Origin of the sequence: Psychrobacillus antarcticus (assembly GCF_029533155.1) — a bacterium.
Classification (GTDB): domain Bacteria; phylum Bacillota; class Bacilli; order Bacillales_A; family Planococcaceae; genus Psychrobacillus; species Psychrobacillus antarcticus.
In genome coordinates this window covers 19,920-28,445 of sequence record NZ_JAIZDB010000048.1, presented here as the reverse complement: position 1 = coordinate 28,445, position 8,526 = coordinate 19,920, and the positions used below count along the sequence as shown (strand labels likewise).

The window sequence follows — 8,526 nt, the reverse complement described above, 5'->3', positions numbered from 1 at the left end:
AAATTTTATAAACGACTCTCGATAGGATGATGGAATTGATTCATCAAAAATCACAATGTCTAAGTCAGATGTATTCGTCGCCTCTCCCCGAACGACGCTCCCTGCTAACAAAGCTCCATTACAATTCGGAAAATATTTATGTAAAAATTTTCGAGCTGCTTCTACAGGATTATTTTTAATCATTTCCCTCATCCCTTTCCTTTCTAATTTAAATTCGATAGAAAGGAAAATATCCCTGCAAAGAATTATCTTATATATATTCTTGGTATCAATAGGTAGCTCAAAATCTCCGGCTAAATGGAAATCCAATTAGTTTACTCATTGAGTCAATTCCATAATTACTTATTTTAAAATAAAAAACGAATTTTTATGTGGTTTTATAACCAATTATCCGCTTTTATAAAGTTGATCTGGAACACAACTATTAGAAACTAAATCATCCAAGTAACAATGGTTATTGCTACTTGGGAAATCAATGCTAATTAGCTTGTTAATTGCTATGTTTAAAGATATGTCCAAAAGTTCGATTCAAGATTCATGTTATACTCTTACTTCTTATTAATGAGAACACTATTTTGAATATTATAAAAATAATTGTATAGTGTAAGGAGATGCTAAATATTGTCTTATTCAACTAACGCCACATTTAGTTGAAGAAGGAATTTACGTCTTATAAGTAGAACTCATTTAATATAGAAGTGGGGTGATTATAATGATTATTTGGTTAAATGGAGCATTTGGTTCTGGGAAAACCCAAACTTCATACGAATTAGAAAGAAGGATTCCTAGTTCCCTTGTCTATGACCCTGAAAACATAGGTTTTTTTATTAACAGGAATATACCCAAAGAAATTAGTAAAGGTGATTTCCAAGATTATAGTATCTGGCGAGAGTTAAATTACACTACTTTAAAATACATAGATAGTGAATATGACGGGATTATCATTGTTCCGATGACCTTAGTAAATCCACAGTATTTTGAGGAAATCGTAGGGAAATTAAGAGATGAAGGAGTGATAGTCAATCATTTTGTACTTTGGGCTTCTAAAGAAACATTGCAAAAGAGGCTGCGAAGTAGGGGGGAGAGAAAAAATTCATGGGGTGAAAAACAAATAGATAGATGTATGCAAGGGTTATCAAATGATATATTTAAACATCGAATAGAAACTGATAAGTTGACAGTCGAAAGTGTAGTGGAAACAATTGCAACTATGTTAGACATTCATTTACTCGATGACAAGAGAAATAAATTCAAGAAAAAATTGGACAGAATTAAAGTACAGATAAAACAGATACGATTTTTAAATTAAATAGGTTACTCTCTTCAACTAACGGGTACGTTAGTCAAAAAAGGACATCAAAATATAATGAGCTGAGAACATATGCCTGCTCATTTTTATATGCATTTTAAATCAACCTTTATCTTTAACATAGCCTTTTATCTCTGCAATATATGTACAACTATTAATACCAAATAATGTTCCCTCTTCTCACGCAAAAAATTTGGAAATCAACATTTGCTGATTTCCAACTCTATTTTCACTTCATATATTTTTGTACTAATTCATAACAACGTTCTTTCGTCAGCTCTGCCTGTGTAGCTACGTATATAGTAGCCTCCATCGTTCCTCCTGCAAAAATTGAAGCCTCCTCTTTTGCCAATTTATCTCTTTGTATAATCCAATTTTGCTGTTCCTCTTTTAGACTACTCATTTCATCCGCAGACAGCTCTTTTTTCAATACACCATAGATCTCATTTAAAGCATTATCCCATTTACTTAGAATTTCCGACTTTGCTTCGCGCATTTCTGTTTGTGTTCCAGTGTTGTATTGATTGTTTAAATCACCTAAACTATTTTCAATGTCATCTAACTGTTTTAAATATTTCTCTTTTGTGCCTGAAATATTAACAGTCTCGGATTTTTCTGTAGTTACAGGTTCTTCCTTAACTACTGGCTTATCATTCGTGTTCTTATTTCCCTCCACTGTATCCTCTTTATTTTCTTCAACAATAGTAGTAGTTTCCTCTAAATCCGTTTCTTGAGCTTGTTCTGTCTCCTCGTTATGGCACCCTACTAATAAAAGTAGCGGGATTAAAAACACTAATAAATTCTTCATACTATTCCTCCTAGTATATGCCTATTAAGCCGGACTATTTTAAAGTCATTATGTATTGTATTAGACGTGAACCAAGTAAGAAAAGTTCGGAAATTTTTCTATCTTTTCCCACTTTTTCAATTCCATTGATTGTGCATACATTTCAGATCTCTATAGCTCAAGAACAATTATGGCCATCCCAAAACCGCTTCCCGCTTCCCCAGGTTTTAATATCACAATTTAGATAAGTAAATATAAGAAAAACCGGGCAAAAAGACGCCTGGTCCTCTAGGATCTAAACCTGTTTCTACTGTTTTCAAAGGGCTTTGTACAGATTTATTGCTATATAATTACCATTTGATTTTTTAAAGATGCTGGTCGTGACTGAAGTCACGACCAGCATCTTTTTTTCTCGGTAATCTTATGGCTATTAACTGTCCGTCGCCCTTCTACAACTTTTAGAAACGGGTTAGTTCATTTTTGGGGTAACTAGAGAAAAGATACTATCCTAATAATTGAGGAAGCTCACGAAGATGCAATTTCGTTCGCTATTTCGCTTCTTTATTGGGTAGACACTTCCTATTTTTCCTTATTTCCACTAGTAAAAAAGGAAATCTACTATCTTCATCCTTCATTACTCAATTTCGTTCCCAAATTCAACAGACGGTTTTATCCCTACATTAACTCGTACTACTCTTCTATTATAAGCGAGAGTCTATGCAATATCTCCTAGTTGAGTACTACTCACTTAATTGATTGGAGTGCAGGGTGGCGACTCCTGTGGGAACAGCACGAGCTGAAAGCCCCGCAGGAACGTAGTGACGAGGAGATTGAAGCCGTGCCACGGAGGCCAACAGGATGTTGGTCACAAAGGCGTTGCCACACGACGTGGCGCTATTAGCCTTTGTACTCCACCTGAAACGGAAATCAGTAGTATTAATCATTCTTAAAAGTCCTGTAAAACTGGTGTTCATGCTATATTTTTATATACTTTCTTATCTTTTAAAAAAAGATGAGCTCAATTGAACTCACCTCTCATATACTAATTATTTTTTCTTTTGTTAGACGGGTTTTTATTAATTTCATTCGTTATCTTATTTTTGGATATGTCCACAAACTCTTCTGAAAATTCCTCGTCTGGATTATTTTTTGGATTTTTGTACAATTCATAACTATTGTGTGTTCTTACATTTACCGTTTTATTGTTATTTTTACTCATGAATATTCACCTCCTAGAGTTTATTTTGCTCTAGTTGGTAGTGAATATTCTTTGTAAAGAAATTTAAGTCTAACTTTTCAAATTTGCACTTATTTTTTGGGTGAATTGGTCTCCACTTACTCTTCCATTCTTCCATACACTTCTTCTGCTGCATGAAACCCGTCCTGAATAACAGTACTTTCGAGATTGTCTATATTTACTGCAATTGGCGGTAGCAACAAGGATGGTACCTCCTTCTTCCCGTTATTTACTTGTCGATTGGCAGATACGATTTCTCCCTTCGCCATCGCCACCGCTATTTCTGCTACCTTTTGGGTAAGCATTTGAATAGGCTTATAGACAGTCATCGTTTGTGTTCCAGCTACGATTCGTTGGACACCCGCGAGATCTGCGTCTTGACCTGCTACTGGTATTTGACTGGCTAATCCATAATCCTTGAGTGCTTGTATGGCTCCACCTGCAGTAGCATCGTTGGCAGCAATTACTACATCTATCTGACCATTCGTATTCCGAATAGCTTGTTCCATATTGGCCTGAGCATTTGCAGGAGTCCAATCTTTCGTCCACTGGTCATAGACAACGTGAATATCTCCACGCTCTATATACGGTTGCAACACCTTGAATACTCCCTTTTTCAATAGATGGGCATTATTGTCCGTGATGGCTCCCCCTATAAAGACATAGTTCCCTTTTGGAACAAGTGCTGTCATAGCCTCAGCCTGCATTTTACCTACTTGTTCATTATCAAAAGAAATGTACATATCAAGCTCCGCATTTTTAACAAGACGATCGTAGGCAATTACTTGAATTCCTGCAAGATGCGCTTTATGAACGATTGCCGCAGTAGCTGCTGCATTATGAGGTACGATTACCAACAGATCGATGCCGCTTTGAATCAGTGTCTCTGCTTGTGATATCTGTAAAGCATCGTCCCCATTTGCGGCAACAATTTCTACTTCTGCTCCGAGGCTTTCTACAGCTTCTTTGAAAAATTCACGGTCTTTCAGCCAACGTTCCTCCAGCAATGTATCCATGGAAAACCCAATCCTAATAGGCTCTGCGTCTGGGATAATTGGACTTTTTTCTGGTTCTTGAGTTTCAGGGACAGAATTATCAGTGCATGCAAATAGAAATAGGATCATCCCGAAAAGACAAACCGTAATAAATTTACTTTTCATCTTTCTCCCCCTCTACACTTCAGCTGCTTTGCTCCATAATGTTTTTCTATATTCTTTCGGAGATACCCCACACATTTTCTTAAATACTTTGCTAAAGTAATTCGGTTCATGGTAACCAATCTCAAATGTAATTTCCTTTAAACTTTTCTCCGGATCATTTAATAATTTCTTAGCTCTTTCAATGCGACACTCCGTTAAATAATCTATATAGTTTACGCCTAGCTTTTCCTTAAACATTTTACTAATATAAATAGGACTTAAATTCACTCGATATGCCAACGCATCTAAAGAAATATCTTCATGCGAATGTTCTCGAATATACTGCTGTATTTGATGTATTTTATCGGCTTCTATTTTATCGAAATGGGCATTATAAAGAGCATTCATCTGTTCAAGTAGTAATAATGTCTCCGTTCGTAGCTGTCTATAATCATTTGCTTGAAAGGAGAAGAACAATGCATTTGTTTCCATTCCCATTTCATCCATCACTCGGTTTACCACCCAAAGTAACTCTAGTATTCGTTGTTGCGTATAGATTAATGAATTACCGACATTTTCATATTGCTGTATTACATCCAATATACGAGTACGAATAGCGCCCCAATCCCCTAGTCGAATATGGTCAAAGAAATCTTTCTGTTGCTGCTTTATAATTTGATGATCTGTTTCTAAAGTAAGTGCCGGAACATCTATATAAAATCTATACTTTACTGCTAACGATATATCCATAGTCGCAATAAGTGCCTCTTGATAAGACAGGCGTATTTCTTCTAGATTTTCATATATTTGACCTATCCCTAAAAACCAATTCGCTCCCTGACTATCCTTATCTAAAGATAAAATGGCTTTAACTAAAGTAATTACTTGGGAACGAAAGCTATTCTGAGAATCTCGAAAAATGATTAGAGGAAGCTGCCTTCCGTTTAAAGCACCAACCCAAGCATCCCCATACTCTCTAACCTTCGCTTTAATCGAAGAATAATAATTTTGTGCTCCTTCTGGTAGAACAACTACTACAACAAACTTTCCAAGTGTAGAACGAATATCCAGCATTTCTACCAGCATATCAATGTGAACCTCATGCACGTGGTCAAATAATAATTGGGTGACAATGTCTGTCTCTGCCAAAACAAGGGCTTGCTCCCACTTGTCAATCTGCATCTTACTATTACTGGCTACTTCTCGCTCCATCTGGCACTCATCCAATACCTTTCCAACAGTTAAGACTATTTCACTAGCTTTACTCGGTTTCAATAAATAATCCTTCACGCCAAGTTTAATAGCCTGTCTTGCATAATCAAACATATCAAAAGCAGTTACCATGACGAATTTGATGGTGGGATGAGAAAGTTGAATTATTTCAATTGCCTCTAAACCGGTCATGCCAGGCATCATTATGTCCATTAATACCAAATCAGGCTGAAAACTATCCGTTAGTTCGATTGCCATTTTGCCATTTTTCGCCTGTGCAATAAATAAATCTGGAAATGCCTTTTGCAAGATGGCTTCCATACCTTCCCTCTCTATAGGTTCATCATCCACGATTAATAGTCTCATCATTTACCTCCTCCCTAGTTTCTGGGATTTTTATGATTACCTTCGTTCCAATACCCTCTACACTCTCAATAGATACTAAATTATCCACACCGTAAAATAGTTGGAGTCTTTTTACTACATTTTGAAAACCGATTCCAGTGGAATGTCCTTCGTTTGAATCCATTTGTCCACTTAGTAGCAACTCGATATTTTCTTGTGGAATCCCTTTTCCACTATCTTCTATCTCCATGATAATCCAAGAACCATCTCTTAAAATTCTAAACGATATTGTACCGCCATTCTCTTCTGGCTCTATTGCATGTATGACAGCATTTTCTATAATAGGTTGTATTGTCAGACTAGGAATATTAACATGTAAGCAAGATTCATCGATGTGTGCATCAAAATGTAAACGGTCTGTAAACCGTGCCTTTTGTATTTCCATATATTGATAAAGTACAAGTACTTCTTCATATAGTGTGACGGAACGATCTATTCGTTTTAAGTTATAACGTAATAATCCAGCTACACTAACTAACAGATCGCTCGTTTCTTCAGCACCGTCCAAATAAGCTTTCTTAGACAAAGTATTTAATGTGTTGAATAAAAAATGTGGATTAATCTGGCTTTGTAAACTCTTTAACTGGCTCTCTTTCAATAGCAACTTACTCTGCTGAAGTTCATGCTCAAGTTGTGCCTTTTGCTGAATCTCCAATATCAGGTCATTAATATTTATCCGCATTTCATCAAATGTTTGGGCTAAAAATGCAATTTCATCATTAGATTCTACTTTTATCTTTTGGTTGAAACGTCCCTGCGCTAACTCATTAGCAGCCTTTGTTAACTGATGCACTGGTTTTGTAATACTAAGGGAGAACCAATAGGTAGCTAAAAGTAACACGGCCGTTACTAAGAGTAGTATCCAAATTCCAAGCTTTTTTAACTCCTCTGACTGATCGATAATTTCTCGATAAAATAGATTATAAGTTTTTAACTCCCGCTCTAAAATTGTTAATGTCATTTCAGATATGTACATCGATATACGATTTGCTTCATTAAACTCATTCTTGGAGCCCTCTAATTCCTGCTCCTCTGAAAATAGGATCGAACGATTTGCTGTCTCCACTAAACTATCGATTAAATGTATATAATTCGAAACAGAAAATGCATTTTCTTCATTGCGAAGCTTTGCTACATCTTTTTGTACCTCCTCAATTGTTTTAATACTTTTTTCTATCTGTACTTTATGTATCTCAGTAGGATCTAGCAAATAATTATTTAAATCGGTAATCATTTTCTGACTAGCTATCGTTACTTCATTCATGCGTAAATAACGTTGCAGAATTGTATTTGTTTGTTCTTGTGTTTGCTGATTGTAATATGTCAGCATCATCCAAATAATTCCCATGATGAGTAGCATAACCGAAACGAGTAGCCAAATCTTTCGTTGAATAGTTGTCATGGCTTATCACCATCCGATGTAAGCATATTCGTTTCCGTCAAATAACCATCTGATTTAAGAGGAACAGTCTTTCCAGAAATCCATTCCATGATCCACTTCACACTTTGTTGACCCATTTCCTCTGGTTTTTGTTCTAAAATACCATCTAGTTTACCCTGTTCTAAAAGAGAGCTCGATTCGACTCCATCATCAAACGTATATATATGAAACGGCTCTACCTGTGTTCGTCTTCCAATCTCTTGAATCATAGGTCCAGCATAATTTGCATTAATCGCAATAAATGCCGTAGCTCTCGGTGCTTCATTCATAAGCTGTTGGGTTGTCGAGATCACTTGTTCATTTGTAGCCTCTGTGCCTCTAATAATGATGTCAATCTCCGGGTATTTCTCGAGGACATTCTGTATCCCCGCTAAACGTTCTTTTTGATAATATGCCTGTACTTCATCCCTAAGAATAATCACTTCGCCAGATATACCCATTTCTTTAATGAGTTGATAAGCGACCATTTTTCCAGCCCCGAACTGGTCGGAGCCGACATATGTTTTGCGTAAACTTTCTTCCACCGGAACGTCATTAGCTACTGTGATAACAGGTATTCCATAAAAGGCAGCTTTAATTTTGGACAGTTCTTTAAATTCCTCGGTGTCTAAGCCCTGAACGATGATCCCATCTACTTTAGAATGAATAGCAATCTCCATCTTTTTCAAAAAATCGTCTTCGTCACTTCCATAACTTCCCCATACTTCCAACTCAACATTTTCTTCTCTAGCCTGCTTTTTGGCCCCTAGTCCGACCTTATTCCAAAAGGGGGTATCGAGCTCTTGCGTGATTAGTACAAGACGAACAGAATCCTCCATCTCGGAAAGGGAGACAGGTAATTCACTTGTAGTTCGAAAAGCCTTTGTTGCAGATACAATCGTTAAATAACTGAAAATGATAATTAATGTACCTAATAGAAGAACAATCTTCTTCCGCACCTCTACCTCCCCCTTTCCATAAGCTAGTTTCTTCCATAATAACACCCATATGGAAATT

8 protein-coding genes are annotated in these 8,526 nt (G+C 36.4%); 1 reads left to right on the top strand and 7 read right to left on the bottom strand.

The features are described 5' to 3' along the window. Positions 1 to 192: nucleotidyltransferase domain-containing protein (locus LDK52_RS19115; protein WP_277587514.1), on the bottom strand; the 192-nt coding region annotated here is incomplete at its 3' end. 520 nt (positions 193 to 712) lie between these two features. Here LDK52_RS19115 and LDK52_RS19110 point away from each other — a divergent pair. Beyond that, entirely contained in the window at positions 713 to 1,309 is a 597-nt protein-coding gene (locus tag LDK52_RS19110; RefSeq protein ID WP_277587509.1) for an AAA family ATPase, read from the top strand. Between the two features lie 229 nt (positions 1,310 to 1,538). Here LDK52_RS19110 and LDK52_RS19105 read toward each other — a convergent pair whose 3' ends face one another. The 6 genes from LDK52_RS19105 to LDK52_RS19080 all read right to left on the bottom strand — a co-directional run bounded on the left by LDK52_RS19105 (position 1,539) and on the right by LDK52_RS19080 (position 8,468). Next, positions 1,539 to 2,117, bottom strand: coding sequence for a lysozyme inhibitor LprI family protein (locus LDK52_RS19105; protein WP_277587508.1), 579 nt, complete (start codon positions 2,115 to 2,117; stop codon positions 1,539 to 1,541). A 1,021-nt stretch (positions 2,118 to 3,138) separates the two neighbouring features. Then, positions 3,139 to 3,315: a hypothetical protein gene (locus LDK52_RS19100; RefSeq protein ID WP_277587507.1), complete on the bottom strand. Its 177-nt coding sequence runs from the start codon at positions 3,313 to 3,315 to the stop codon at positions 3,139 to 3,141. A gap of 116 nt (positions 3,316 to 3,431) precedes the next feature. Beyond that, positions 3,432 to 4,493, bottom strand: a complete 1,062-nt coding sequence (gene xylF / locus LDK52_RS19095) for a D-xylose ABC transporter substrate-binding protein (RefSeq protein ID WP_277587506.1) — start codon at positions 4,491 to 4,493, stop codon at positions 3,432 to 3,434. 12 nt (positions 4,494 to 4,505) lie between these two features. Further along, positions 4,506 to 6,053, bottom strand: coding sequence for a response regulator (locus tag LDK52_RS19090; protein WP_277587505.1), 1,548 nt, complete (start codon positions 6,051 to 6,053; stop codon positions 4,506 to 4,508). After that, positions 6,028 to 7,491: a sensor histidine kinase gene (locus tag LDK52_RS19085; protein ID WP_277587504.1), complete on the bottom strand. Its 1,464-nt coding sequence runs from the start codon at positions 7,489 to 7,491 to the stop codon at positions 6,028 to 6,030. Before LDK52_RS19085 ends, LDK52_RS19090 begins: the two co-directional genes overlap by 26 nt. After that, complete coding sequence (locus LDK52_RS19080; RefSeq protein WP_277587503.1) at positions 7,488 to 8,468, bottom strand: substrate-binding domain-containing protein; 981 nt, start codon at positions 8,466 to 8,468, stop codon at positions 7,488 to 7,490. Before LDK52_RS19080 ends, LDK52_RS19085 begins: the two co-directional genes overlap by 4 nt. Positions 8,469 to 8,526: the final 58 nt, after the last annotated feature.